Source organism: Salinibacterium sp. SWN1162, assembly GCF_015864675.1.
Taxonomy (GTDB): domain Bacteria; phylum Actinomycetota; class Actinomycetes; order Actinomycetales; family Microbacteriaceae; genus Rhodoglobus.
On record NZ_JADYWT010000001.1, the window covers coordinates 1,763,759 to 1,789,335 of the forward strand.

The 25,577-nt window shown below is 59.1% G+C and carries 24 protein-coding genes; 16 read left to right on the forward strand and 8 right to left on the reverse strand.

Annotation, left to right across the window (positions count from 1 at the left end):
• Positions 1 to 16: 16 nt before the first annotated feature.
• The 9 genes from uvrC to I6E58_RS08330 all read left to right on the forward strand — a co-directional run bounded on the left by uvrC (position 17) and on the right by I6E58_RS08330 (position 8,465).
• On the forward strand, positions 17 to 1,987 hold the full coding sequence (gene uvrC, locus I6E58_RS08290) for an excinuclease ABC subunit UvrC (protein ID WP_197132169.1): 1,971 nt from the start codon (positions 17 to 19) through the stop codon (positions 1,985 to 1,987).
• 21 nt (positions 1,988 to 2,008) lie between these two features.
• Entirely contained in the window at positions 2,009 to 2,884 is an 876-nt protein-coding gene (gene rapZ / locus I6E58_RS08295; protein ID WP_197132172.1) for an RNase adapter RapZ, read from the forward strand.
• 44 nt (positions 2,885 to 2,928) lie between these two features.
• On the forward strand, positions 2,929 to 3,912 hold the full coding sequence (gene whiA, locus I6E58_RS08300; protein ID WP_197132175.1) for a DNA-binding protein WhiA: 984 nt from the start codon (positions 2,929 to 2,931) through the stop codon (positions 3,910 to 3,912).
• A 107-nt stretch (positions 3,913 to 4,019) separates the two neighbouring features.
• Positions 4,020 to 4,646 carry a superoxide dismutase gene (locus tag I6E58_RS08305; RefSeq protein WP_100388972.1) on the forward strand — a complete coding sequence of 209 codons (627 nt, stop codon included), beginning with the start codon at positions 4,020 to 4,022 and terminating at the stop codon, positions 4,644 to 4,646.
• A 109-nt stretch (positions 4,647 to 4,755) separates the two neighbouring features.
• Positions 4,756 to 5,763 (forward strand): type I glyceraldehyde-3-phosphate dehydrogenase, encoded by a 1,008-nt coding sequence (gene gap / locus I6E58_RS08310; RefSeq protein ID WP_197132178.1) that lies wholly within the window; start codon positions 4,756 to 4,758, stop codon positions 5,761 to 5,763.
• 12 nt (positions 5,764 to 5,775) lie between these two features.
• Complete coding sequence (gene pgk / locus I6E58_RS08315; RefSeq protein ID WP_197132181.1) at positions 5,776 to 6,993, forward strand: phosphoglycerate kinase; 1,218 nt, start codon at positions 5,776 to 5,778, stop codon at positions 6,991 to 6,993.
• Positions 6,981 to 7,778 carry a triose-phosphate isomerase gene (tpiA, locus tag I6E58_RS08320; RefSeq protein WP_197132184.1) on the forward strand — a complete coding sequence of 266 codons (798 nt, stop codon included), beginning with the start codon at positions 6,981 to 6,983 and terminating at the stop codon, positions 7,776 to 7,778. Before pgk ends, tpiA begins: the two co-directional genes overlap by 13 nt.
• Positions 7,779 to 7,824: 46 nt before the next feature.
• Entirely contained in the window at positions 7,825 to 8,073 is a 249-nt protein-coding gene (gene secG / locus I6E58_RS08325) for a preprotein translocase subunit SecG (RefSeq protein ID WP_129071428.1), read from the forward strand.
• Between the two features lie 29 nt (positions 8,074 to 8,102).
• Entirely contained in the window at positions 8,103 to 8,465 is a 363-nt protein-coding gene (locus I6E58_RS08330; protein ID WP_197132187.1) for an RNA polymerase-binding protein RbpA, read from the forward strand.
• A gap of 164 nt (positions 8,466 to 8,629) precedes the next feature.
• Here the strand turns inward: I6E58_RS08330 and pgl are convergent, their stop codons facing one another.
• From pgl to tkt, 6 genes are read right to left on the reverse strand one after another with little or no spacing between them, the layout of a single operon-like run.
• Entirely contained in the window at positions 8,630 to 9,433 is an 804-nt protein-coding gene (pgl, locus tag I6E58_RS08335) for a 6-phosphogluconolactonase (protein WP_129071426.1), read from the reverse strand.
• Complete coding sequence (locus tag I6E58_RS08340) at positions 9,430 to 10,404, reverse strand: glucose-6-phosphate dehydrogenase assembly protein OpcA (protein ID WP_197132190.1); 975 nt, start codon at positions 10,402 to 10,404, stop codon at positions 9,430 to 9,432. The genes pgl and I6E58_RS08340 overlap by 4 nt, the downstream gene beginning before the upstream one ends.
• Positions 10,401 to 11,942, reverse strand: coding sequence for a glucose-6-phosphate dehydrogenase (gene zwf / locus I6E58_RS08345; protein WP_197132193.1), 1,542 nt, complete (start codon positions 11,940 to 11,942; stop codon positions 10,401 to 10,403). Before zwf ends, I6E58_RS08340 begins: the two co-directional genes overlap by 4 nt.
• 35 nt (positions 11,943 to 11,977) lie before the next feature.
• Positions 11,978 to 13,576 carry a glucose-6-phosphate isomerase gene (locus I6E58_RS08350; protein ID WP_197132195.1) on the reverse strand — a complete coding sequence of 533 codons (1,599 nt, stop codon included), beginning with the start codon at positions 13,574 to 13,576 and terminating at the stop codon, positions 11,978 to 11,980.
• Complete coding sequence (tal, locus tag I6E58_RS08355; protein WP_197132197.1) at positions 13,573 to 14,685, reverse strand: transaldolase; 1,113 nt, start codon at positions 14,683 to 14,685, stop codon at positions 13,573 to 13,575. The genes I6E58_RS08350 and tal overlap by 4 nt, the downstream gene beginning before the upstream one ends.
• A 24-nt stretch (positions 14,686 to 14,709) precedes the next feature.
• Positions 14,710 to 16,803: a transketolase gene (tkt, locus tag I6E58_RS08360; protein WP_197132198.1), complete on the reverse strand. Its 2,094-nt coding sequence runs from the start codon at positions 16,801 to 16,803 to the stop codon at positions 14,710 to 14,712.
• Positions 16,804 to 17,036: 233 nt separating this feature from the next.
• Between tkt and I6E58_RS08365 the strand changes: the two genes are divergently transcribed.
• The gene (locus I6E58_RS08365; protein ID WP_197132200.1) at positions 17,037 to 17,957 is read left to right on the forward strand and encodes a heme o synthase; all 921 of its coding nucleotides are present in this window, start codon (positions 17,037 to 17,039) and stop codon (positions 17,955 to 17,957) included.
• A gap of 23 nt (positions 17,958 to 17,980) precedes the next feature.
• Here the strand turns inward: I6E58_RS08365 and I6E58_RS08370 are convergent, their stop codons facing one another.
• Entirely contained in the window at positions 17,981 to 18,913 is a 933-nt protein-coding gene (locus tag I6E58_RS08370) for a heme A synthase (RefSeq protein ID WP_197132202.1), read from the reverse strand.
• A gap of 246 nt (positions 18,914 to 19,159) precedes the next feature.
• Here I6E58_RS08370 and sufB point away from each other — a divergent pair, with 246 nt between their 5' ends.
• From sufB to I6E58_RS08395, 5 genes are read left to right on the forward strand one after another with little or no spacing between them, the layout of a single operon-like run.
• Complete coding sequence (gene sufB / locus I6E58_RS08375) at positions 19,160 to 20,578, forward strand: Fe-S cluster assembly protein SufB (RefSeq protein WP_197132204.1); 1,419 nt, start codon at positions 19,160 to 19,162, stop codon at positions 20,576 to 20,578.
• The gene (sufD, locus tag I6E58_RS08380; RefSeq protein ID WP_197132206.1) at positions 20,579 to 21,766 is read left to right on the forward strand and encodes a Fe-S cluster assembly protein SufD; all 1,188 of its coding nucleotides are present in this window, start codon (positions 20,579 to 20,581) and stop codon (positions 21,764 to 21,766) included.
• Positions 21,763 to 22,098, forward strand: a complete 336-nt coding sequence (locus I6E58_RS08385) for a non-heme iron oxygenase ferredoxin subunit (protein ID WP_197132209.1) — start codon at positions 21,763 to 21,765, stop codon at positions 22,096 to 22,098. Before sufD ends, I6E58_RS08385 begins: the two co-directional genes overlap by 4 nt.
• A gap of 35 nt (positions 22,099 to 22,133) precedes the next feature.
• Positions 22,134 to 22,898 (forward strand): Fe-S cluster assembly ATPase SufC, encoded by a 765-nt coding sequence (sufC, locus tag I6E58_RS08390; RefSeq protein WP_197132212.1) that lies wholly within the window; start codon positions 22,134 to 22,136, stop codon positions 22,896 to 22,898.
• A gap of 4 nt (positions 22,899 to 22,902) precedes the next feature.
• Complete coding sequence (locus tag I6E58_RS08395; RefSeq protein WP_100388990.1) at positions 22,903 to 23,232, forward strand: metal-sulfur cluster assembly factor; 330 nt, start codon at positions 22,903 to 22,905, stop codon at positions 23,230 to 23,232.
• Here I6E58_RS08395 and I6E58_RS08400 read toward each other — a convergent pair.
• Positions 23,229 to 23,816: a biotin transporter BioY gene (locus tag I6E58_RS08400; protein WP_231595179.1), complete on the reverse strand. Its 588-nt coding sequence runs from the start codon at positions 23,814 to 23,816 to the stop codon at positions 23,229 to 23,231. The two genes, I6E58_RS08395 and I6E58_RS08400, sit on opposite strands and share 4 nt — an antisense overlap.
• A gap of 151 nt (positions 23,817 to 23,967) precedes the next feature.
• Between I6E58_RS08400 and I6E58_RS08405 the strand changes: the two genes are divergently transcribed.
• Positions 23,968 to 25,566 (forward strand): ABC-F family ATP-binding cassette domain-containing protein, encoded by a 1,599-nt coding sequence (locus tag I6E58_RS08405; RefSeq protein ID WP_197132214.1) that lies wholly within the window; start codon positions 23,968 to 23,970, stop codon positions 25,564 to 25,566.
• Positions 25,567 to 25,577: the final 11 nt, after the last annotated feature.

The following is a 25,577-nucleotide window of genomic DNA, read 5'->3' on the forward strand; positions in this document are numbered from 1 at the left end:
GAGCAAGGGGGCCGACGTGGCTAAGACTGTCGCATGGCGCCCTCGCGCGGGTGATATTCCTCCGCAGCCGGGCGTCTACCGGTTCATTGACGATAACAAGCGCGTGCTCTACGTCGGTAAGGCCAAGAACCTGAGAGCGCGATTGAGCAACTATTTCGCGCCGCTAACCACTCTCCATGAGCGAACGCGGCGAATGGTGCTCTCAGCGTCCAATGTCGAATGGACGATTGTCGGAAATGACTTTGAAGCGCTCCAACTCGAGTACACCTGGATCAAGGAGTTCGACCCGCCGTTCAACGTTCAGTACAAGGACGATAAGTCCTACCCGTATTTGGCAATCACGATGGGTGATGACGTTCCTCGGGTTTTGGTCACTCGCAATCGCAACCTCCCCAATGCTCGCTATTTCGGCCCGTACTCTCGGGCGTGGGCCATCCGAGACACGGTCGACGTCTTGCTCAAGGCATTCCCCATGCGAAGCTGCTCCACTTCGGTTTACAAACGCGCACAGCAGACCGGGCGGCCCTGTCTTCTCGGAGACATCGGCAAGTGCGCCGCACCGTGCGTTGGCCGGGTATCTCAAGAGGATCACAAGTCGATAGCCCTTGATTTTGCGTCATTCATGGCGGGCAACGACTCTCGTATGTTGGACTCCATCCGGGTCAGAATGACGGATGCTGCGGTCACGCAAGACTACGAGTCAGCTGCTCGCTACCGTGATCAGATCGGAGCGATGGAAACCGCTCTAGCGAAGAATCAGATCGTGCTCTCCGAGGATGTCGACGCCGACTTCTTTGGCATCGCTCACGACGAGCTTGCCGCTGCAGTTCAACAGTTCATAGTGCGCGGCGGACGTATCCGTGGAGTACGCGGCTGGGTCGTCGATAAAGAGCTTGATGTCGATCTTGGCGGGCTCGTTGAGTCGGTCCTCCAGAACGCATATGACGACACCGCTCCACCCCGAGATGTGCTCGTGCCAGCGCTGCCTGATGACAGCACAGTGCTCGAGGAATGGCTCGCTCAACGGCGCGGCCTTGGTGCTCGGGTTCGACTGAGAATTGCCCAGCGTGGCGAAAAAGCTGCGCTTGCGCAAACCGTTGAGACCAACGCAAAAAACGCGCTCATGCTCTACAAATCCAAACGCAGCGGTGACTTCGTTGCACGTTCGCAAGCACTCGCCGATATCCAAGAGGCACTGGGCATGTCCGAGGCTCCGCTTCGGATGGAATGCTTTGACGTTTCACACCTTTCCGGAACCAATGTCGTCGCCTCTATGGTCGTCTTCGAAGACGGATTGCCCAAAAAACAGCACTACCGTCGCTTCAACATTGTGGAGACAACCGACGACACCGACTCGATCTACCAAGTGTTGAAGCGCCGGCTTGCCTACCTCGCTGCCGGAGATGCGGTGCCTACCGCGCCCGAAGGCGACAGCGGCGCAACGAGCGATCGCGCTGCTGTCGTTGCCACGACTTCGCCAGAAGCCTCGCCAGCGAACGCGATCGCGCGCGCGTCCGAAGGCGACGAAGCCGCAGCACCGGTATCAAAGTTTGCCTATCCACCCCAGCTGCTCATCGTTGATGGTGGTCAACCTCAGGTAAACGCTGCACAGCGTGCCCTCGAAGAGTCAGGCGTTTCTGGGATTCAACTGGCAGGAATCGCGAAGCGCTTGGAAGAAATTTGGCTCCCGGATTCCGACTATCCCGTCATCTTGCCTCGTAATAGCGACGCGCTCTTTTTGATCCAACGTATCCGCGATGAAGCGCACCGCTTCGCGATCACCCACCAGCGGCAACGACGCTCGAAGGACATCTCTTCGATTCTTTCCACGGTGCCTGGCCTCGGACCATCGCGCATTAAGGCCCTGCTTCAGCACTTCGGCTCGGTCGCAAGGCTCAAAGCTGCTACCCCCGAGCAGATGAGCGAAGTCCCGGGCATCGGCCAAACCACAGCGGCCGCGATAATCGAGAAGTTGAGCCAGCGCTAGCTCAGGTAGTCTAAACACACCATGAAACCCGTCACAGAGCAGCAGGAAGTACTCATTGTGACCGGCATGTCAGGCGCCGGGCGCTCGACTGTTGGCAATGCCCTAGAAGACCTCGGATGGTACGTGGTCGACAATCTCCCGCCGCAGATGCTTTTGCCTCTGGTTGACCTTGCACACCGTGCGGGTGACTCGCTTCCTCGAGTCGCGGCTGTCATCGACGTGCGCGGCGGAAAGCTTTTCTCCGATGCGCAGCATGCGATCGAAGCATTGCGTGCGTCGACGTCCCTGCGAGTTCTCTTTCTGGATGCAGAGGACGCCGCTCTCGTGCGCCGTTTCGAGCAAGTACGTCGGCCGCACCCACTCCAAGAAGAGGGCACCCCGCTAGACGGCATCGCTGCGGAAAGAACCCGCATGGCAGAGATTCGTTCGAACAGCGACATCATCATCGACACGACGGATCTCAACATCCACCAACTCGCCACCACCATCATCGAGAAGTTCTCTGCGGAGAACGATGCTGGATTGCGTATTACTATTGAGAGCTTCGGATTTAAGTACGGTCTTCCAGCAGACGCCGACATGGTTGCTGACTGCAGATTCTTACCCAATCCTTTCTGGGAGCCCGAACTCAAAGCATTAGATGGACTCGATGAACGCGTTCGTGCCTATGTTGTTGGGGCGCCCGGAGCACAGGAGTTCGTTGCGGATTACGCACGAGCCCTCGAACCTGTATTCGCCGGGTATCAACGCGAGAATAAACGACACGCAACGATCGCGATCGGCTGTACTGGTGGCAAACACCGTTCCGTCGCGATTGCCGAAGAGTTGTCAGCTATTCTTAGCGGCCTGCCCGGTGTAGCCGTCAGTATCAAGCATCGGGACCGTGGACGAGAGTAGATTACTCATCCAACAGGACCGTCATCTCAAAGGAAGGCCAGTTAGTGGCATTAACTGCTGAAGTCAAAGACGAACTGGCACGAATTCAGTTAGGTAAGACAAGCGAGCGTGCTGCTGAGCTCGCGACGATTTTGCGTTTCTCCGGCGGGCTTCACCTGATTTCCGGCCGCATCGCGGTGGAGTCGGAGGTGGAGAGCGAATTGCTCGCGCGCCGGGTACGCCGCGACATAGCGGAACTGTACGGAGTTCGTTCGGAGATTTCGCGCGTCGCCTCTTCTGGCGGCGGCCGCCGAACTAACAACCTGCTCGTCCGGGTGCTCGACGGGGGAGAGACCTTGGCTCGTCAGACCGGGCTTCTGGATGCTCGTAGGCGCCCAATCCGTGGACTTCCCAACCGAGTGACCACCGGCGGCCGGGGAGAACTCGCGGCTGTGTGGCGCGGAGCTTTCCTCGCAGCCGGCTCTCTGACCGATCCAGGTCGTTCTGCTGCCCTCGAAGTAACATGCCCCGGCAATGAAGCTGCCATGGCGCTGGTGGGTGCGGCTGGCCGACTTCGCGTCGCAGCCAAGGCTCGTGAAGTCCGTGGAGTACATCGTGTGGTCGTTCGCGACGGTGAAGCGATCAGCGCCATGCTCACGATCATGGGTGCGAATACAACCGTGGTGAGCTGGAATGAGCTTCGTCAACGCCGAGAAGTGCGTGCCACCGCCAACCGTCTGGTGAACTTCGACGACGCTAACTTGCGTCGCTCGGCTCAAGCAGCGGTCGCGGCCTGTGCACGCGTTGAGCGTGCGCTCGAGATCCTGGGTGATGACGTGCCCCAGCATCTTCGCTACGCGGGGGAGCTTCGTCTGAGTCACCGCGACTCGAGCCTCGACGAGCTCGGTCATCATGCTGATCCGCCCATGACTAAAGATGCGGTGGCTGGCCGTATTCGTCGTTTGCTCGCGATGGCTGATAAGCGAGCGAGCGATCTGGGTGTCGCGGGTACCGAGGCCAACCTTCCTGCGGAGCTGGACGAGGCTTAGCGTTTCCTCCATGCGGCACGAGTGTCGCATGGACGTGGTTAGACTGGAAACATCGCCTGTCCGTGCTTACAGCCGGTTCAGGAATCTAGATCCTAGGAGGACTTTCGATGGCTGACTACACTCTTCCCGAACTCTCGTACGACTACTCCGCGCTTGAGCCAAGCATCAGCGCGATGATTATGGAGCTCCACCACAGCAAGCACCACCAGGCCTACGTCACGGGTGCGAACGCAGCGATTGCGGGCCTTGCAGAGGCCCGCGATTCCGGCAATTTGGCCAACGTGAACAAGCTCGAGAAAGACTTGGCCTTCAACCTCGGCGGCCACGTCAACCACTCAATTTTCTGGACCAACATGTCGCCCAATGGTGGCGACAAGCCAACAGGCGACCTCGAGAGCGCGATTGACGACCATTTCGGTTCATTCGACAAGTTCACGGCGCACTTCACCGCTACGGCCATGGGCGTCCAAGGCTCCGGCTGGGCGGTCCTCGCCTGGGATTCGATTGGAGAACGACTGATCATCGTTCAGTTCTTCGATCAGCAGGGAAACCTTCCCGCCGGTATCGTGCCGCTCCTCATGCTCGATGTGTGGGAGCACGCGTACTACCTGGACTACAAGAACGTTCGTGCCGACTACGTCAAGGCGTTCTGGAACATCGTTGACTGGGCAAACGTACAAGACCGCTTCAGCGCAGCTCGCTCGAAGACAAACGGTCTCCTGCTACTCTCGTAGCGGCATCGTGGCCGGGTTAGGCCCCGGCTTAAGCCCTGTCTCCGCTAAATGCAACACCCCCACCACTACAGCACGACGCGTCGTAGACGCCTGATTTTCTGGAGTAACAGTGAGCGTAAAAATCGGTATTAATGGTTTCGGTCGCATTGGTCGCAACTTCTTTCGAGCGGCTATGGCCAAGGACAGCAACATTGAAATCGTTGCTGTTAACGACCTGACAGACAACAAGACGCTCGCTCATCTGCTCAAGTACGACACCATCACTGGTCGTCTCAACGCTGACGTTACGTTTGATGACGAGCAGATCGTCGTTGATGGCAAGGCCATCAAGGTGTTTGCCGAGCGCGACCCCTCCAACCTGCCCTGGGGCGAGTTGGGTGTCGACATCGTCATCGAGTCGACGGGCCACTTCACTAAGTCAGTGGATGCCGCCAAGCACATTGCTGCGGGCGCCAAGAAGGTCATCGTTTCGGCACCGGCTTCGGGCGACGACGTCGCTACGTTGGTTCTCGGAGTGAACGAAGACATCTACGACTCGGCTATTCACAACATCATCTCGAACGCATCGTGCACCACGAACTGCTTGGCTCCTCTCGCCAAGGTGTTTATGGACAACTTCGGTATCGAGACTGGGTTCATGACCACGGTTCACGCGTACACGGCTGACCAGAACCTTCAGGATGGCCCGCATGGCGACCTGCGTCGTGCACGCGCTGCAGCGCAGAACATCATCCCGACCTCGACTGGTGCCGCCAAAGCTCTTGGTCTCGTTATCCCCGAACTCGTGGGCAAGCTCGATGGCTACGCACTGCGCGTCCCTGTCATCACCGGTTCGATCACGGACCTCACGCTGACCACGACCGCAGACGTCACCGTCGAGCAAATCAACGCGGCGTACAAGGCAGCGGCTGAGGGCCCCCTCAAGGGAATCCTCAAGTACACCGAAGACGCGATCGTCTCGACCGACATCGTTGGCGACCCGCACTCGTCGATCTTCGACGCTGGTCTCACCAAGGTCATCGGCAACCAGGTCAAGGTTGCATCGTGGTACGACAACGAGTGGGGTTACTCCAACCGCCTCGTTGACGTTGCAGAGTTCGTCGGCGCACGCCTCTAACTCTCAACGATCATGAGCCTCAGAACTCTTTCAACGCTCTCCGACTTGCGCGGAAAACGCGTCATCGTCCGGTGTGATCTGAATGTTCCCCTCAAGGACGGTCAGATCACCGACGACGGTCGCATCCGCGCGTCCCTGCCGACGCTCAACGCTCTCATCAACGAGGGCGCTCGAGTGGTTATCGTTTCTCACCTGGGTCGCCCCGGAGGGGAACCCGATGCTCAGTACAGCCTCGAGCCTGTCGCTCAGCGACTCTCGGAGCTGTTGGGCAAGGCAGTCGTGTTCGCCAAGGACACAGTAGGTCACGCGGCCGAACAGGCCGTCGCGGAACTCGAAGACTGTGGCGTAGCGCTGTTGGAGAATCTGCGGTTCAACTCCGGTGAAACTTCGAAGTCAGAGACCGAGCGCGCTGAGTTTGCTCGCAAGCTCGCTCGCTTCGGCGACGCGTTCGTCTCTGACGGTTTCGGGGTTGTGCACCGCAAACAAGCTAGCGTTTTCGAGCTTGCTCAAGCGCTTCCGAGCGCCGCAGGATTGCTCATCGAGACCGAACTGGACGTTCTCGAGCGACTCACGGTCACCCCGGAGCGTCCGTACACCGTTGTCTTAGGCGGTTCCAAGGTATCCGACAAACTCGATGTGATCGGAGCGCTGCTCCCTCGTGTCAACTCGCTCCTTGTCGGTGGTGGAATGCTCTTCACCTTCCTTGCTGCCCAGGGTTACAAAGTCGGAGCAAGCCTTCTTGAGCAAGACCAGCTCGAGACCGTTAAGCGCTATCTGGCGCAAGCGGATGAGCTTGGTGTCGAAATCGTGCTGCCCACTGATATCGCCGTGGCCGCATCATTCGGCCCCGACGCAGCACACGTTGTTACGTCAGCGCACGCGATCGAAGATACTGAATTCGGTGCTTCCGGCATCGGCCTCGACATCGGTCCTGAGACCGCAGCGCGGTTCGCTCAGGTAATTCGCGAGTCGAAGACTGTCTTCTGGAACGGCCCGATGGGCGTGTTCGAGTTCCCGGCGTTCGCCGCGGGTACGAAGGCGATCGCTCAGGCACTGACCGATACCGACGGTTTCGGCGTCGTAGGTGGCGGCGACTCAGCCGCTGCAGTGCGCGCATTAGGTTTTGACGACGACCAATTTGGTCACATTTCTACGGGTGGCGGTGCAAGCCTCGAGTTCCTTGAGGGCAAGCAGCTTCCCGGACTGGAGGTACTCGGATGGCAAAGGTAAAGCGCGTCCCGCTCATTGCGGGCAACTGGAAGATGAATCTCGACCATCTTCAATCGATCGCCTTCGTGCAGAAGCTTGCATGGACACTCAAGGACGCAAATCACGATTTTGGTGTCGATGGCGCAGAGGTAGCCGTCTTTCCTCCGTTCACTGACCTGCGGTCCGTACAGACCCTCGTCGCGGCTGACAAGCTTGACGTCCGCTTCGGAGGCCAAGATGTCTCTGAGTACGATTCCGGTGCTTACACGGGGGAGATCTCGGGGGCGTTCCTCGCTTCTCTCGACTGCCGCTATGTTCTGGTCGGCCACTCAGAGCGTCGAACGATGCACGGTGAGACCGACGAGCAACTCGCTCGCAAGGTTGCTGCGTCGCTCAAGCACGGCCTCGTTCCTGTCTTGTGCGTGGGCGAAACTGCCGACGACCTCGAAGCTCACGGACCTAGCGCCGTTCCCGTCGCTCAGCTCAAAGCTGGACTAGCCGGGATCACGGGCACGCCCGAGATCGTCGTAGCCTATGAGCCTGTTTGGGCTATCGGCTCCGGCAAGGCCGCGACTCCGGAACAGGCAGAACAGGTAGCTGCCCGTCTCCGTGAGACGCTTGCTGAAGTGCTCGGCGATGACGTGGCCGCAGCCACCCGTATCCTCTACGGCGGCTCCGTGAAGTCGAGCAACATCGCAAGTCTCATGCGAGAGCCGAACATCGACGGCGCCCTCGTGGGCGGCGCGAGCCTTGATGTGGCCGAATTTGCCAGCATCTCGCGCTTCTCCAAGCACGTCGGCACCTAAACGCTATACTGTTCGAGGCCGCTACGGCCTGTTCGAAAGGTTCTTTGTGGAAATTCTCCAGGTTGTGCTGCAGGTATTGCTCGCTATCACGAGCTTGCTGCTCACACTTCTTATCCTTCTTCACCGCGGTCGCGGTGGAGGTCTCTCCGATATGTTCGGAGGAGGAGTCACATCCAACCTCGGGGCGTCGGGTGTTGCGGAACGCAACCTCAACCGTATTACGGTGATCCTCGGCATTGTGTGGATCAGCTGCATCGTGGTTCTTGGCCTCATCACCAAGTTCGACGGCGCCTAAGAACCTCTAGCCTCAAACGAAGGAACACAATGGCGTCAGGTGGAAGTGCAATTCGTGGTTCGCGCGTAGGCTCGGGCCCGATGGGTGAGCAAGATCGCGGTTTTCAGGCCGAGCGCGTGCAAATCTCCTACTGGGACGCTGCTGGCAACGAAACCGTTCGAGCTTTTGCTGCCAACGTGCCCGAAGAAGATATCCCAGAGACGATTAATTCGCCCTCGACGGGGCTTCCCGCGGGTCGGGATAGAGAGAATCCGCCGTCGGTCGCGAAACTTGAGCCGTATAAAACTCATTTGGCTTATGTGAAGGAACGTCGTAGCGATGATGAGGCTGCCGGTCTGCTCGACGAAGCGCTTGTGCAGCTACGTACTCGTCGCGGAACCAGCACGTCCTAGCGATTAAGACTGACGTGTAGCTTCGGTCAGATCCTGTCGCAAAACACTCACCGATTTCATGCAAGAGAAAGGCCCCCACGGTTACCGTGGGGGCCTTTCTGTTGCATCTATGTTGCTCAACTCAATTAATGAGCATGAGCCAATGCCAATGCCAATGCCAATTCCTAGTGCTCGTCGGTGGAGTCCGCGCTCGTCCAGAACTGTCCGGGATCGATGAGCGAAGCCGGAACTTGGGCGGCGGCTTCTTGATCGACGAGGAACAACGTTTTGCGACGTCCTTCGAGGCCGGCTGCGGGCACCTCGTTGTAGCTCGCGCCGGCAAGCGTAAGCCCAAGCGCCGACGCCTTATCGGCGCCCGCGACGACTGCCCAGATGCGCACCGAGGAGTTGATGACGGGAAGCGTGAGGCTGACACGTTCGTCGGGCGGTTTAGGGGAGTTGCGGACTGCAATTACTGTGCGCTCTTGCTCGCGAATGCCTTCGCGCTCGGGGAACAGCGATGCGATGTGTCCATCGGGACCAACGCCCAGAAAAACGATGTCGAAGTTTGGGTATCGGCCATTGCGGGCTGCGTGCGCGCGGAGATCATTGGCGTACGCCTGAGCCGCGTCATCCAGAGACAAGCCGGAGTCAGACGCGGCGACCGCGTGAATACGGGCGGGATTGACCGGAATGTGATCGAGAAGTGCAGCGCGCGCCTGGGCGTCGTTGCGCTCGGGATCTCCTGCGGGAAGCCACCGTTCATCGCCCCACCAGAAATTGACGCGCGACCAGTCGACGGCGTCTCGTTGCGGTGACTTGTTGATGGCGGCGAGCACTGCTTGACCCATGGTGCCACCGGTCAATACAACAGTGGCTTCATCAAATTCCTCGATAATATGCGGAACTTTGGAGAGGAAATGTGCCGCGACAGCCTGAGCTAACTCAGTCTTGTTGGGGTGGACTATTGCACGACGCTCGTTACTCATGAGATTTTTGCCTTCACATACTTTTCGATTTCGACACCGGTGATCTCGCTCACGCCGTATCGAACGACGTTTCCAAACAGCTTGTCGGGGTCGAGCCGGCGCAGTTCCTCTGAGAGACAGTCGCGAAGGCTGCGACGGGGCAGTGAAATGTCGTGCACCGGCTGATCTGGCTGCGTGAGCGTAGCAATCGATGCCACGTTGCGCTCCAGAGTGATAGTGCCAGAGGCGCGTTCAAGCACAACAGCATGAATTCCCGTGGGGACCGGCGATCCCTCCGCGACTTCGAGCGTCACGGTAACTTCAAGCTGCATCTGTAGCCACGCTGCGAGCAGCATCGTGGAGGCGGAGTCTGCGGCGCCGTTCACGGTGACAGCGGTGATCGGCTCGTAAGGAGGCTGATCGAGGACAGCCGCCAACTGAGCTCGCCACAGCGTAAGCCGAGTCCATGCAAAGTCAGTGTCGCCAGGAACATACGTCTTGCACATGCGGTGCATCGCGTCGAGTGGAGAGGCGCTTGCTGCTGCGTCCGTGATGCGCCGCTGCGCAATTCGGCCTAGCGGCGATTCGGATGCACTCTCAGGGCCTTCTCCGGGCCACCATGCGACTACGGGCGCATCCGGCAGCAGGAGCCCAGTGACAAGGCTCTCTTGATCGAGCGCGGCGTCGCCGTAGGCCGTCACGACGATGACTTCACTTGCTCCGGCATCGCCGCCTACTCGAATCTGCGCGTCCACTCGAGCTTCCTCGTCCGACGACGGAGCTGTCGGGCTGGTCGAGACCACGAGAACGCGCATGGGGTGTTCACGCGAGGCGTCGTTAGCCGCCTCGATGGCTTCTTCCTCGTTCCCAAACTCCGTCGCGATAATCAGCGTGAGTACGCGTCCAAGAGCAACTGCACCACCGTCTTCTCGAATGCGAACGAGCGCCTTTGAGATCTTGGCCGTGGTGGTATTGGGCAAATCAACGATCATGGTCGTCTCCAGACTCTGCCGTCGCGCTCCATGAGGTCATCGGCAGACTTCGGGCCCCATGTTCCGGGACGGTATTGCTCTGGGGCACCCTGCGTTGCCCAGAACTCTTCAATGGGATCGAGAATTTTCCAGCTGAGCTCAACCTCTTCGTGACGAGGGAACAATGGGGGATCGCCGAGGAGGACGTCGAGAATCAATCGTTCGTAGGCTTCCGGGCTTGCCTCAGTGAAGGCGTGGCCGTATCCGAAGTCCATTGTGACGTCGCGAACGTGCATTTCTGCACCGGGCACTTTGGAACCGAAACGAATCGTGACGCCTTCGTCAGGCTGCACTCGAATAACGAGCGCGTTCTGGCCTAGTGCTGATGTGCGGCTCTCCTCGAAGAGGTACTGCGGTGCGCGTTTGAAAACGACCGCGATCTCAGTGACCCGTCGACCCAACCGCTTACCGGCGCGAAGGTAGAACGGCACACCAGACCAACGCCGCGTACCGATATCGAGGCGGATCGCAGCGTAAGTCTCGGTAGTTGACTGAGGGTTCATGCCGTCTTCGTCGAGGAAACCGGTCACTTTTTCGCCGCCCTGCCAACCACCCGCGTATTGTCCGCGAGCAGTGTGTTCTCCGAGGTTCTGGGGGAGGCGCACAGCAGAGAGAACCTTCTCCTTCTCAGCACGGAGGTCGGCCGCGTCGAACGACACTGGCTCTTCCATAGCGGTGAGCGCGAGTAGTTGCAGAAGGTGATTCTGAATGACGTCGCGAGCCGCACCGATGCCGTCGTAGTATCCGGCACGACCCCCGACGCCAATGTCTTCAGCCATCGTGATCTGCACATGATCGACGTGGTTCGAGTTCCAGAGAGGTTCGTACAGCTGGTTGGCGAACCGCAGCGCGAGAATATTCTGTACTGTCTCTTTGCCGAGGTAATGGTCGATGCGGAACACGCTGTCGGGAGGGAATACCGACTCCACGACATCATTGAGTTCGCGCGCGGTGTGAAGATCGCTCCCGAAAGGCTTCTCAATCACGACTCGGCTCCACCGGCCCTCGCGTTGCTCAGCCAGACCCGAGTTGCGAAGTTGTTCGGTTACCTGGGGGAACGATTTGGGTGGAATCGAGAGGTAGAACGCATGGTTACCCATCGTGCCGCGTTCTTTATCCAAGTCAGCCAAAGTATCTTTGAGTCGCTCGAATGCCGCCGCATCGTCGAACTCGCCCTGCACAAAACGAATGCCTTGAGCAAGTTGATTCCACACGTCCTCGTCGAAGGGAGTGCGCGCGTACTGTTTTACGGCGTCGTGCACGACCTTCTCAAAATCTTGGTCTTCCCAGTCTCTGCGAGCGAAGCCCACGAGTGCGAAGCCAGGAGGAAGCAGCCCCCGGTTGGCCAGGTCGTACACGGCCGGCATCAGTTTCTTACGGGATAGATCTCCGGTCACGCCGAAAATTACTAAAGCGCTCGGGCCTGCAATGCGATTCAGCCGGCGGTCCGACGCCAAACGGAGCGGGTTAAAGTCGGCACTGATGTCAACGGGGGGCATGCTTCTCCTCTGTACGCTGCGCTAACGAGCGGCAGCTATCCGATCGCGTCGAGAACGAGCGGCAACGAAACCTTCGGATTCGACACCGTGAGGCTCAATACTGGACGGCCGTGCCCAGCGAGAACGCTTGCGTCTCCCGCAGCCTGAGCGCGGATGAGCTCACCGAAGGTGAACGGACGGTCCGGGATCTGCAGGTCGGTATCTTCGACAACGATGATCTGCAGGAACACGCCTACTGCGGGCCCACCCTTGTGGAATTGTCCAGTCGAATGCAAGAACCGAGGTCCCCAGCCGAAGGTCACCGGTCGCTTAGCGCGGGCTGCAGCACGTTCGCGAATCTCTGCGAGCTCTGGATAAGCAGTGCGGTCGGCGTAGGCCTGAATAGCGACGTACCCATCGTCATCGAGGTAGGACAGCAACGACGAGATAACACCGGCGAGGTCCGTGCTACCGGCGACTACATCATCGGTACCGCGGACTTCGATATCCCCAGCGACGAAGGTAGGCGCCTGCGGCGGCGTCGGGTTGTCGATGAGCTCGCGCGCTGCATTCTTTGCAGCTTCAACATCCGGTTGGTCAAAGGGATTGATGCCGAGAAGGCGGCCCGCGACAACCGTCGCGTACTCCCACAGCAATAGCTGTCCACCGAGAGACCCAGCAATCTCGATCTCGCCTTCGACAACCTCTTTCGTGTCATCCCAATCGCCGACGAGGCGGACGATCTGTAGATCGTCAAGTCCCTCATCGATTTCGGGGGAGTCCGGCTGCAGAACGACGGGCAGAATGCCGGTTCCCAGCTTTCCTGTCGACTCAGCGATGAGCTGCTCCGCCCAGTCTCCGAAGCCAAGGATATGAGTGCCATCGGTAACGATGCCCAACTTATCCTTGCGAGGGTCAGCACCGGCGATTGCGGCACCGAGTACGAGACCAGGGTTGCTCTCGTTGTCCACCGCAAGCTCGACCATGACCGCTTCGGCTTCGTCGAGAAGCTCAGCAAGATCGACACCGGCAAGCCCGGACGGAACGAGACCGAATGCTGTGAGGGCGGAGTAACGTCCGCCAACGTTCGGATCCGCGTTGAAAACGCGATAGCCCGCAGCGCGAGCCGCAACGTCGAGCGGCGAACCAGGATCGGTGACGATGATGATTCGTTCCCGTGGGTCGATGCCAGCGTCGGTGAAGAACTTCTCGTAGATACGCTTCTGCGAGTCCGTCTCGAGGGTCGAACCCGACTTCGAGGAGATCACAACCGCAGTCGATTGCAAGCGATCCGCCAAGGCAGCCTGTACCTGAGCCGGGTCGGTCGAATCGAGTACCGTGAGCTCGACGCCATAGGTGCGAGTGATGACCTCAGGAGCGAGCGAGGAACCGCCCATGCCACCGAGTACAAAGTGGTCGACTCCAGCTGCACGCAACTTGTCGCGCAATGCGTAGATGTCGTCGATCATCGGGCGACCGACAGAGACAGCCTCGACCCAACCAAGACGCTTAGCCGATTCCGCTTCAGCATCGGGGCCCCACAGGGTGGCGTCGCCGCCGGTGATTCGACTCGCGACGAGATCGTTCACTAGCTGCGGAACAATTCGGCTGACGGCTTCGGCAGCCGCTCCCGATACCGCGAGCTTTACGCTCATTTTGCGGCCTCTAGCGCTGCGGATACCGTGTCAAGGAGCTCGTTCCAGGAAACGATGAACTTCTCAACGCCCTCTTTTTCGAGAAGCGCCGTGACTTCGTCATAGGAAATGCCGAGTTCAGCAAGGGCGTCCAAAGTGACGTTCGCCGCGTCATAGTTCGAAGTAACCTGCTCACCTTCGATGACTCCGTGATCGAACGTAGCTTCCAGAGTCTTTTCCGGCATCGTGTTGACGGTGTCAGCGACGGCGAGCTCAGTGACGTACAGCGTGTCGGGAAGGCTCGGGTCTTTGACACCTGTGGATGCCCATAACGGACGCTGCTTGTTCGCTCCGGCGGCAATGAGAGTCTGGGCACGTGGCGTAGCGAAGGCATTCTCGAAGACCTCGTAGGCCAGACGTGCATTGGCGACGCCCGCCTTGCTCTTGAGAGCCTTAGCGTCGTCGGTACCGAGAGCATCAAGTCGCTTGTCGATTTCGGTGTCAACACGAGACACGAAGAACGAAGCGACCGAGTGGATCTTTGACAGGTCGTGGCCAGCAGCGTGAGCCTTCTCGAGACCAGTGAGGTAAGCCTCAATGACGTCCCGGTGGCGAGCCAAGCTGAAGATCAGCGTGACGTTGACGCTGATGCCAGCGGCGATCGTTGCAGTGATCGCTTCGAGGCCCTCGACCGTTGCCGGGATCTTGATCATGGCGTTCTCGCGGGCAACCTTCGCCCAGAGCTGCTGCGCTTGCGCAATGGTGCCGGCAGCATCGTGGGCTAGTCCAGGCTCAACTTCGATGGATACGCGACCGTCACGGCCAGCTGTCGCATCGTAAACGGGGCGAAAGATGTCGCTAGCAGCAGCGACGTCATCGGTAGTGATCTCGAACACGGCGTCGGTCACGCTCGTGCCCTTGGCGGCAAGAGCTGCAACCTGCTCGTCGTATGCCTCGCCCTTGGCCAGAGCTGTTGCGAAGATCGTGGGGTTTGTAGTCACTCCGACGACGTTGCGTGATGCCATCAGCTCCTGCAGTCCGCCTGAGTTGATGCGTTCACGGGAAAGGTCGTCGAGCCAGATGCTTACTCCGAGGTCGGAGAGCGCTGCGGTGGGTGTTTCGTTGGTCATTGTTATCTCCTTGACTGGGGGTGCCTAAACGGCATCCAGTGAATCGCGTGCGGCGGCCACAACGGCCTCGGTGGTGATGCCAAACTCACGGAAAAGCGTCTTGTAATCAGCGGATGCGCCGAAGTGGTCGATCGAGATGCTGCGACCGGCGTCGCCTACATACTCGCGCCATCCGGTGGAAACTCCCGCTTCGACTGACACGCGTGCGCGAACAGTAGAAGGCAAAACAGACTCGCGGTATTCCTCAGACTGCTCTGCGAACCACTCAAGGCTCGGCGCCGACACAACGCGAGCATTGATTCCGTCAGCCTTGAGCGTCTCGCGCGCCTCAACGGCGAGCTGAACCTCAGAACCGGTCGCGATCAGGATCACGTCGGGCGTTCCATTCGGAGCTTCAGCGAGCACATACGCTCCCTTGGCCACGTTAGAGGCCGAAGCGAACGTCTCGCCGCTAGCTGCGGCATCTCCGCGTTCAAACGTCGGTACGTTTTGGCGAGTCAGCGCAATACCAGCAGGACCGTTACGGCGCTCAAGGATCGTCTTCCACGCCCACGCCGTTTCGTTTGCGTCGGCCGGGCGTACGACATCCATACCCGGGATCATGCGCAGGCTTGCCAGCTGTTCAATCGGCTGGTGAGTCGGCCCATCTTCACCCAGAGCGATCGAGTCGTGGGTCCAGACAAAGATCGACGGCACTGCCATCAGAGCAGCAAGACGCACTGCGGGACGCATGTAGTCGCTAAAGATCAGGAAGGTACCGCCGAATACACGGGTATTTCCGTGCAGCACGATGCCGTTGATGATTGCGCCCATGGCGTGCTCGCGGATACCGAAGTGGAGTACGCGACCGTACTCGTTTCCACTCCATTCGCCGGTGGAGTGCTCCGCGGGGATAAACGACTGTCCGCCAGCGATTGTGGTGAGGTTCGACTCTGCGAGGTCAGAGGAGCCACCCCAGAGTTCGGGCATAACCGCTCCGATAGCACCCAGGACCTTGCCGCTCGCAGCGCGAGTGGATACGTCCTTGCCAGCTTCGAACTGGGGGAGTGCATCATCGATGCCCTCGGGAAGAGCACCGGAGAGCACGCGATCGAGCAATGTCTTGCGCTCAGGATTTGCCTCAGCCCACTTGTCGAAGCTTTCGGTCCACTCAGCACGTTGCTGCTTGCCGCGCTCAACGGCCAAGCGCGTGTGAGTGATGACGTCGTCATCCACGACGAAGCTCTGTGCTGGATCGAGACCCATCGCAACCTTCGTTGCGGCCAGTTCATCGGCGCCCAAAGCAGAGCCGTGAATCTTTCCCGTGTTCTGTTTGGTGGGGGCCGGCCATCCGATGATGGTGCGAAGGATGATCAACGAAGGCTGATCAGTGACCGATTGGGCAGTTTCGATCGCCGCATTGAGCGCTTCTACGTCTTCGACATACTCGCCAGTCTTCTTCCAGTCGACTACCTGAACGTGCCAGTTGTAGGCCTCGTAGCGCATCTGAACGTTCTCAGTGAACGCGATGTTGGTGTCGTCTTCGATCGAAATCTGGTTGCTGTCGTAGATCGCGATGAGGTTGCCGAGCTGCTGGTGACCGGCAAGCGACGACGCTTCGGCGGAAACGCCCTCTTGCAGGTCGCCATCGCCCGCAATGACGTAAACGAAGTGATCGAAGGGGCTTGTGCCCGCCGCGGCCTCGGGATCGAACAGTCCGCGCTCGTAACGCGCCGCGTAGGCAAAGCCGACGGAGGAGGCAATACCCTGGCCAAGAGGACCAGTAGTGATCTCAACACCCTTGGTGTGCCCGAATTCCGGGTGACCTGGTGTGAGCGAGCCCCAGGTGCGAAGGGCCTTGAGGTCGTCAAGTTCGAGACCGTATCCGGCCAAGTACAACTGAACGTACTGAGTGAGTGAGCTGTGGCCCACGGAGAGGATGAATCGGTCGCGGCCGATCCACTGGTCGTCGCTTGGGTCGCGACGCATGACTTTCTGAAAGAGCAAGTACGCTGCAGGCGCCAGGCTCATCGCGGTACCGGGATGCCCGTTACCTACCTTCTCAACAGCATCAGCCGCCAGAATTCGAGCGGTATCTACCGCTTTGTTGTCGATGTGATCCCATTGAAAAGCTGCCATGAGAATTAATGACCCTTCTGCAAGCGAAGTGCCCGACCGAGAACGATCAGGGCACATGAACGACCCGCCACGCGACAACATTGGCTCATTCAGCAGTTTCTTGCTTCACAAGAGCTGCGAACAAGCGTTCTACCGACAGGCGGGCAACCCAAGTATAGGGAACAGCGCAACCGATCGCTGCCTAGTTACGAGCACGGTCAAAGCAATTCGTTATGCAGATTACAATCGTAGGTATGGATGTCACGTTAGAAGCCCCCACGCAGCAGGAACACATTGGCTTCCTTCGTAAGATTCGCGCCTATGTCGCACTGACTAAACCGCGCGTAATCGAACTTCTTCTCGTTACAACCGTGCCCGTCATGGTCCTCGCGGCAAACGGGATCCCCAATCTCTGGCTCGTTCTCGCTACGCTCGTCGGCGGTATCCTGAGCGCCTCATCGGCGAACGCGTTCAATTGCTACATCGACCGCGATATCGACCGCATCATGGACCGCACGAAGAACCGTCCGCTGGTCACCGGGGAACTCAGCGATCGCGAAGCGCTGATGTTTGCTTGGATCAGTGGTGTCGGCTCCGTAGTCTGGCTCGGCGTCCTCACCAATTGGCTGGCTGCTGCGCTCTCGCTGTTCGCCATTCTCTTCTACGTCTTTATTTACACCTTGCTCTTGAAGCGCCGCACGCCGCAAAACATCATCTGGGGCGGAATCGCGGGATGCATGCCCGTGCTCATCGGTTGGGCCGCTGTGACCGGAGATCTCTCGTGGTCCGCATTCATTCTTTTCGCCGTCGTCTTCTTGTGGACGCCCCCGCACTACTGGCCGTTGTCGATGAAGTATCGCGCGGACTACCAGTCGGTTGGCGTTCCGATGCTGGCCGTCGTTCGCGGCCGCGCGGCCGTAGGGCTCCAGGTCATTCTTTACGCTTGGGCGACTGTGGTGTGTTCACTCCTGCTGGTACCAGTCGCGGGAATGGGAATCCTCTACACGCTCGTCGCTGCCCTGAGCGGTGCTTGGTTCATCATCGAATCGCACCGCCTCTACAGCACAGCGATTCGTCACGGCGAGGTCAAGGCCATGCGCGTGTTCCATAGCTCGATCAGCTATTTGACGCTGGTTTTCTTGGCCGTGGGCATCGACCCGCTGCTCCCGTTCTAGCTCGAGAACAACGGGCTGCTGCTCTAGCGAGCAGCCGGCGTGGCGTTATCCCGCTCCTGCTGAGCGATGCTCGGCCGTAGTGAGAGCACGACTGCCGTCATCGCCGCAGCGATCGTGCACGCGATCACCATGTGCGTGCCGACGAGAAGAATCGGCAGCCCGCTGCGCGACTGAATGATTCCGATGAGCGCTTGGACGATCTCAAGCACCAGCAGAATGATTGCAAAATCCATGATGCGGCGGTGGTGGCCGCGAGCCAACACAATCACGAGGGCGAGAGTCGCGGCGATCAGCGCGTAACCCGGCCAGCTGTGCACGTGCTGCAGGATGCCCGCGTCGAGCCCATTTCGCGCCGTGCCGTCGTCGCCAGCGTGGGGACCAGCGCCTGTTGTCAGGATGCCGGCCACGATGGTTAGCGCGACGAAGAGACTCGTCACGTGGGTGAGAACCGCGATCGGCTTGGGCACGGAGAGTGCCGGCCCGCGGAGCCCTGTCCAGACGCGGTAAACAAGCGCTGCGCTTACCGCAACTAGTATCGCCGAGATGGCGTAGTGCACGCCCACGATACTCGGGTCAAGCTGCACACGAACGGAGAGTCCGCCGATCAGCCCTTGGAGAACGGTTCCGCCCAAAATTACGAGGGACAGCGTCATGAGGTCGCGGCGTTCGCGACGCATGCGAAGAACCATCAGCACCATCAAGATCGCGACGAAACCCACGATGATCGAGAGCAAACGGTTTCCGAACTCAATAGCGCCATGAACACCCATTTCCGGCGTCGCGATCAATGACGCGTCGGTGCAGAGCGGCCAGGTTGGACATCCGAGCCCGGATCCGGTCAAGCGAACCGCGCCGCCCGTCGCCACAATCAGGATTTGGATCACGAGCGAAGTGACTGCAAAAAATCTCACTCGAGCGTCGACAGAGTGGGGCAATCGTGCGATGACGGCTTTCACGGCCGTACCTCCTGTTATTTCGGTCTTCTGCCTGTAGAATGGATCGCGTTCAGGAACACAGCCCATGCCGGGAAGTCAATGTTGACGGCGGGATAATCTCTCGCTTGTCCTGTTTCAGTCTAAGTTCGCCCGCGCAGTGTTATGACACAGCGCACGCGCACCTCCCGAAATATTCCCGGCAATGTGCTGTGCGAAGGAATGCCAACGCAGCCACCTTGGTTGATAGGGGTAGGAAAAGAGGTACCAATGTCTGACGTGCTGATCGATCGTCCGGAACTCAACGGCTTAGGCCAGTACGAGTTTGGCTGGGCTGACTCCGACGTTGCAGGAGCCTCTGCACGACGGGGCATCAACGAAGAAGTCGTTCGCGACATCTCTACGCTCAAGAACGAGCCCGAATCCATGCTCAAAATGCGCCTCAAGGGCCTTGAGCTATTCGGCCGTAAACCTATGCCGAAGTGGGGTGCCGACCTGTCGGGCATCGACTTCGACAACATCAAATACTTCGTGCGCTCGACCGAGAAGCAAGCCCAGACCTGGGAAGACCTTCCGGCTGACATCCGCGATACTTACGAAAAGCTAGGAATTCCGGAAGCCGAGCGCAATCGCCTCGTTTCCGGTGTTGCCGCTCAGTACGAGTCAGAAGTCGTGTTCCACTCCATCAACGCTGAGCTTGAAGCTAAAGGCGTTATCTTCATGGATACCGACACGGCGCTCCGTGAGCACCCCGAGTTCTTCGACGAGTACTTCGGCTCCGTTATCCCCGCCGGCGACAACAAGTTCGCGGCTCTCAACACGGCCGTATGGTCGGGCGGTTCCTTCGTCTACGTCCCGAAGGGCGTCCACGTAGAAATCCCACTGCAGGCTTACTTCCGCATCAACACGGAAAACATGGGCCAGTTCGAGCGCACTCTGATCATCGCTGACGAGGGTTCTTACGTTCACTACATCGAGGGTTGCACCGCACCGATCTACAAGTCGGACTCCCTGCACTCCGCAGTCGTAGAGATCATCGTGAAGAAGGACGCTCGCGTTCGCTACACGACGATCCAGAACTGGTCGAACAACGTCTACAACCTCGTAACCAAGCGCGCAATCGCTCACGAGGGCGCCACCATGGAATGGATTGATGGCAACATCGGGTCCAAGGTCACCATGAAGTACCCGTCGATCTACCTGGTGGGGGAGCACGCCAAGGGCGAGACTCTGTCCGTCGCGTTCGCTGGCCCCGGTCAGCATCAAGATGCTGGCGCCAAGATGATCCACATGGCTCCCTACACGACGTCGTCGATCGTTTCGAAGTCTGTCGCCCGTGGTGGAGGCCGAGCTGGTTACCGTGGAGAAGTCCGCGTTGACGAGAAGGCCCATCACTCGGCTAATACTGTGCGTTGTGACGCCCTGCTGGTTGACACTATTTCGCGTTCCGATACGTACCCTGCCATCGACATCCGAGTGGATGACGTACAGCTTGGACACGAAGCTACGGTCTCGAAAGTCAGCGCTGAGCAGCTCTTTTATCTCCAGTCTCGCGGTATGGAAGAAGACGAGGCCATGGCGATGATCGTCCGCGGCTTCATCGAGCCCATCGCGCGCGAGCTGCCCATGGAGTATGCCTTCGAACTCAATAAGCTCATTGAACTGAGCATGGAAGGATCCGTCGGCTAAATGACCGTCGTCACACCAGAACAACACGGACTCACAGCTCACAGCGACGGCGGATGGGACGCAAGCGACAAAGGCTTCGTTCCCGTCCAGACTCGCTCCGAGCGCCCCAAGTCATTCGCACACGGCGATTTTGCAGCGGTCAACGGGCTAGAAGCAGAGTGGAAGCTGACTCCGGTCAAGCTTGTCAAGCCGCTGATCGATGATGCCCTCGACGGTTCACCGTACGAGATCACCATCGACGCGCCAGAAGGAGCGACGGTGGAGTGGGTTCCACGGGGCGACTCCCGGGTCGCTTCCGCCGGGGCCCCAGAGGAACGTGCATCCGCTAACGCGTGGAGCACCTTCGAACAAGCGCTGGCGATTACCCTCACAGGCGAAGAGCACAGCACCGTGCGTATTTCGCGCTCAGCGCTCGGCGCCACTGCCCGCGGCGCTCACACCGTGATCACTGCCGGTGCGCACAGCAACACCACCGTGATCATCGAGTCCGCCGGCGAGGCACTATTGAGCGAGAACGTCGAGGTTGTCGTCGAAGAAGGCGCAACTCTCAACTTCGTGAGTGTTCAGGACTGGGCGGCAGATGCTATCCACCTGTCAAGTCACTTCGTGCAGGTAGGACGCTCGGCCACGCTGAAGCACACGATCGTGTCGCTCGGCGGCAAAGTCGTTCGCGTCAACCCGTCAGTTCATTTGTCGGGGGAGGGCGCCGACGGCGAACTCTATGGGCTGTACTTCGCTGACGCGGGACAGCACCTCGAGCAGCGCGTCTACCTGCACCACCAAGCGGCGCAAACTCGCGGCCGCGTCAACTACAAGGGCGCGCTTCAGGGCGAGGGCGCCCGAACTGTGTGGGTCGGTGACGTACTGATCGGCAGTGGCGGTGCCGGCACCGACAGCTACGAGCAGAACCGAAACTTGGTGCTAACCGAGGGCACGCGCGCTGACTCGATCCCGAACCTTGAGATCGAAACCGGTGACATCCAGGGTGCTGGCCATGCCAGCGCTACCGGGCGTTTCGACGACGAGCAACTGTTCTACCTCCAGGCTCGCGGAATTTCTGAGGCAGAAGCACGGCGCCTCGTCGTAATCGGCTTCCTTGCAGAGATCGTGCAAAAGGTGGGCGATGAACAACTCGAAGCTCGACTGACTACAGCGATTGAATCTGAACTCCAAGGGAGTCGCTCGTGACCGCGCATCGCGTCTGCGGCGTCGACGAGCTTGAACTCAACAAGGCGTACCGGGTTGAGCTCGATGGCACCGCAATCTGTATCGTCAAGGACTCTGCCGGTGCGGTGCATGCGATTGGCGATACCTGCACCCACGGCGATATCTCGCTTGCTGAAGGCTTTGTTGAAGATGGCGCGATCGAGTGCTGGGCTCACGGCTCACTCTTCTCCCTAGACACCGGGAAGCCCTTGAGCTTGCCTGCCTATGAACCTGTACCGGTCTTTGTAGTGAAGATCGACGACGACGGAGGGGTCCATATCGACCCCGAGGACACCGTCGCCATCGAGAGCTAACAGCTCTCTATACGAGACCACGAAGGAAAGAAATAATGTCAGTACTGTCAGTAAAAGACTTGCACGTCAGTGTCGAAACCGAACAGGGCACAAAGCAGATCCTCAAGGGTGTTGACCTTGAGATCAAGCAGGGCGAAACTCACGCGATCATGGGCCCCAACGGCTCAGGCAAATCCACTCTCGCCTATACAATCGCCGGCCACCCCAAGTACCACGTTGAGAGCGGTTCGATCACGCTTGATGGTGCTGAGGTTCTCGACATGAGCATCGATGAGCGCGCCCGTGCTGGCCTCTTTCTGGCCATGCAATATCCAGTGGAGATCCCCGGAGTCAAGGTCGCTGACTTCTTGCGCACCGCTAAAACTGCACTTTCCGGCGAAGCGCCAGCGCTTCGTCCCTGGATCAAAGAAGTCAACGGCGCGATGAAGGCCCTCCGGATGGACAAGGCTTTCTCAGACCGCAACGTCAACGAGGGATTCTCTGGAGGAGAAAAAAAGCGCAACGAGATCCTTCAGCTTGAGCTGCTCAAGCCCGGTTTTGCAATTCTCGACGAGACCGATTCAGGTCTGGATGTTGACGCGCTCAAGATCGTTTCAGAGGGTGTCAATCGAGCTCAAGAGTCGACCGGACTCGGGCTTCTTCTGATCACTCACTACACGCGCATCCTTCGCTACATCAAGCCGGACTTCGTGCACGTGTTTGTTGATGGTCGTGTTGCAGAAGAGGGCGGCCCTGAACTCGCAGATCGTCTCGAGAACGAGGGTTACGATCGATTTTTGACCGACACGAGCGTAGCCTAAGCGTATGTCTACCGTTCTGGCGCCCGCGCTCTTCGATGAAGTCGAAGAGGCCCTCAAAGATGTGGTTGACCCCGAGCTGGGTGTCAACATCGTCGATTTGGGACTCATTTACGATCTCAGCTGGGATCCCGAGAACAACGCCCTGATCATCAGCATGACGCTTACCTCAGCTGGCTGCCCGCTGACCGACGTGATCGAGGAGCAAATCGCTCAATCTCTCGACAACGTCGTAGAGGCTTTCCGCATCAACTGGGTGTGGATGCCGCCGTGGGGCCCCGAAAAGATCACTGACGACGGCCGCGACATGATGCGCGCCCTCGGCTTCTCGATCTAGACAAATTCTGCCGCTCGTGGCCGTCGCCGCAGCACTGCCTTCCACGTAAGTGAGAGCAGCGCTGCGGCGATCGTGAGTTTAATGATTGCTCCAGCGATGAATGGTGCGACGCCGATGTCGAAGAGGGCGCCGACGGTGAAGTCGCGGCCAGTGGTCGAGAAAACTCGGGCAATACCGATCATGCCCAACGCATAGATGAGAATGGTCCCCATTGCCGCAGCGGCAGCCGCTTGGGGGAATGTTTTGTACCATCCGCGCTCTGCCAGCATGCCCATCACCCAGGCCGCGCAGATATAGCCGACGATGTAGCCGCCTCCGGTGCCCAGCAGCACCTCGCTGCCTCCCTGCGCATTGCTGAAAACGGGCATACCGCTGAGACCCAGTAGTGCGTAAAGAAGCATTGCCAGTGCGGCACGAGTCGCTCCCAAGCTCAGACCGACGATCATCACCGCGAGCGTCTGGGCGGTGATCGGTACCGGATCGAGCGGGACCACAAATTGCGCCGCAATTGCTGTGGCAGCGGCTGCCGCGGTGATAAAAACGACACTCGTCGCGAGGCCCGGACCGAAAATCAGGTCGATCATTGTGGGTTTGAACAACCTCGCACTCACGCTCATAGCCACATCGGCCCCCTAGACTCGTCGTTCCTGCACCGATCTACCAGCACTAGGAAGTAGACTAGTTGGTTGGTGCTGTCGCCCACTTTCCCCAACCCCAAGATTTGGATGTTTTGCCGTGCTTGCTGTGCATGACCTCGAGTTGCGCGTAGGCGCACGCATGCTCATGCAGGGCGTTAACTTTCGTGTCGACCGCGGGGACAAAATTGGGCTCGTGGGGCGGAACGGTGCCGGCAAAACGACGCTGACTAAAACTCTCGCTGGGGAGCTCGAAGCCACCGACGGAAAAATCGAGCGCACTGGCGAGATCGGCTACTTGCCGCAGGACCCGCGCTCGGGCAATCCCGAAGATCTGGCCAGAACCCGCATCTTGGATGCTCGTGGGCTCGGAAGCATCGTTCTCAAGATGCGCCAGGCGCAGGATGAGATGGGCAGCAGCGACCCGGCCGTGAGCGCAGCGGCGATGGATCGCTATAGCAAGCTCGATGACCAATTCTTAGCGCTCGGCGGCTACGCGGCTGAAGCCGAAGCTGCTTCTATTGCCAGCAACCTCAGCCTGCCTGACCGCATCCTCGAACAACCACTCTCCACGCTTTCCGGTGGACAACGACGCCGTATCGAACTGGCGCGCATCCTGTTCTCGGGAGCCGACACGATGCTGCTCGACGAACCGACTAACCACCTCGATGCCGACTCCGTCGTCTGGCTTCGCGAGTTCCTCAAAAACTTCAGCGGCGGTCTGATCGTGATTAGTCACGATGTTGAGCTCGTGGAAGACACCGTCAACAAGGTGTTCTATCTCGACGCTAACCGTCAATTGATCGACCAGTACAACATGGGCTGGAAGCACTACCTTCGCCAGCGACAGTCCGACGAAGAGCGTCGAAAGAAAGAGCGTGCGAACGCCGAAAAGAAGGCGTCCACGCTTCAGGCTCAGGCCGCTCGCTTCGGTGCAAAAGCATCCAAGGCAGCCTCAGCTCACCAGATGGTGGCTCGTGCTGAGAAACTTCTGGCCGGGCTTGAAGATGTTCGCGCCTCCGATCGCGTGGCCGCGCTCCGCTTCCCGGATCCCGCACCATGCGGCCGCACCCCGCTCATGGGCTACAACCTGAGCAAGAGCTACGGCTCTCTTGAAATTTTCGCTTCGGTAGACCTTGCGATCGATCGTGGTTCAAAGGTCGTCATTCTCGGTTTCAACGGTGCCGGAAAGACGACTCTGCTTCGTATGCTCGCCGGTGTGGACAAGCCGGACACCGGGCATATCGAACCCGGTCACGGCCTGCGCATCGGATACTACGCCCAGGAGCACGAGACGATCGACGTCAAGCGCTCCGTGCTCGAGAACATGGTTTCATCGTCGCCCAACATCACTGAGATGGAAGCGCGCCGAGTTCTCGGTTCGTTCCTGTTCACCGGGGATGACGCGACCAAGCCAGCCGGAGTGCTATCGGGTGGAGAGAAAACGCGTTTGGCTCTCGCGATGATCGTGGTCAGCGGCGCAAACGTGCTGCTGCTCGACGAGCCGACTAACAACCTCGACCCCGCGAGCCGTGAAGAGATTCTTGGTGCTCTCTCCAACTACACGGGCGCCGTCGTGCTGGTGAGCCACGATGAGGGTGCCGTTGAGGCTCTCAATCCTGAACGAGTGTTGATTCTGCCCGATGGTATTGAAGACCATTGGAACAAGGACTACGCAGACCTCATCAGCCTGGCTTAAGCGTTAGTTAG